General features: G+C 52.3%; 6 tRNA genes and 1 rRNA gene. All 7 read right to left on the bottom strand.

From position 1 onward, the window contains the following. Positions 1-79: 79 nt before the first annotated feature. Positions 80-155: transfer RNA gene (locus MOK21_RS23645), tRNA-Asp, on the bottom strand. 4 nt (positions 156-159) lie between these two features. Then, positions 160-234, bottom strand: a tRNA-Met gene (locus tag MOK21_RS23640). Between the two features lie 25 nt (positions 235-259). Then, positions 260-335 (bottom strand) — tRNA-Val (locus MOK21_RS23635). A gap of 16 nt (positions 336-351) precedes the next feature. Then, positions 352-426 (bottom strand) — tRNA-Glu (locus tag MOK21_RS23630). Positions 427-456: 30 nt separating this feature from the next. Next, a tRNA-Ser gene (locus tag MOK21_RS23625) sits at positions 457-548 on the bottom strand. A 5-nt stretch (positions 549-553) separates the two neighbouring features. Then, positions 554-630 (bottom strand) — tRNA-Asn (locus MOK21_RS23620). A gap of 16 nt (positions 631-646) precedes the next feature. Continuing rightward, positions 647-762, bottom strand: a 5S ribosomal RNA gene (gene rrf / locus MOK21_RS23615). Between the last annotated feature and the right edge of the window lies 1 nt (position 763).

The raw sequence follows: 763 nt of genomic DNA, 5'->3' as shown, positions 1-763 counted from the left end.
ACGGAATCGAACCGCCGACACTTAGAGCTTCAATCTAATGCTCTACCAACTGAGCTACTGACCCATATTTTTAAAAAAATGGCGGTCCCGACCGGGATCGAACCGGCGATCTCCTGCGTGACAGGCAGGCATGTTAACCGCTACACCACGGGACCATTTTGGTTGCGGGGGCCGGATTTGAACCAACGACCTTCGGGTTATGAGCCCGACGAGCTACCACTGCTCCACCCCGCGATAATAAGGTGATTTGTATAAATGATGGTGGAGGATGACGGGCTCGAACCGCCGACCCTCTGCTTGTAAGGCAGATGCTCTCCCAGCTGAGCTAATCCTCCATCTGGGTATTGAAAATGGTGACCCCTACGGGATTCGAACCCGTGTTACCGCCGTGAAAGGGCGGTGTCTTAACCACTTGACCAAGGGGCCAACGTTTGGAATAGAAAATCCTTAATGTGCTGGCGGAGAGTAAGGGATTTGAACCCTTGAGACAGTGTTAACCGCCTACACGATTTCCAATCGTGCTCCTTCGGCCACTCGGACAACTCTCCAAGAATGGCTCCGAAGGCAGGACTCGAACCTGCGACAACCTGATTAACAGTCAGGTGCTACTACCAACTGAGCTACTTCGGAATAATTTTATCATACAGCCTAGCGACGTCCTACTCTCACAGGGGGAAGCCCCCAACTACCATCGGCGCTAAAGAGCTTAACTTCCGTGTTCGGTATGGGAACGGGTGTGACCTCTTTGCCATCATCACTAGAC

The sequence above is a fragment of the Lysinibacillus sp. BPa_S21 genome (genome assembly GCF_023337795.1).
Lineage (GTDB): Bacteria > Bacillota > Bacilli > Bacillales_A > Planococcaceae > Lysinibacillus.
Note: the sequence above shows the minus strand (reverse complement) of the source record. Positions and strands in the feature narration are given on the sequence as shown.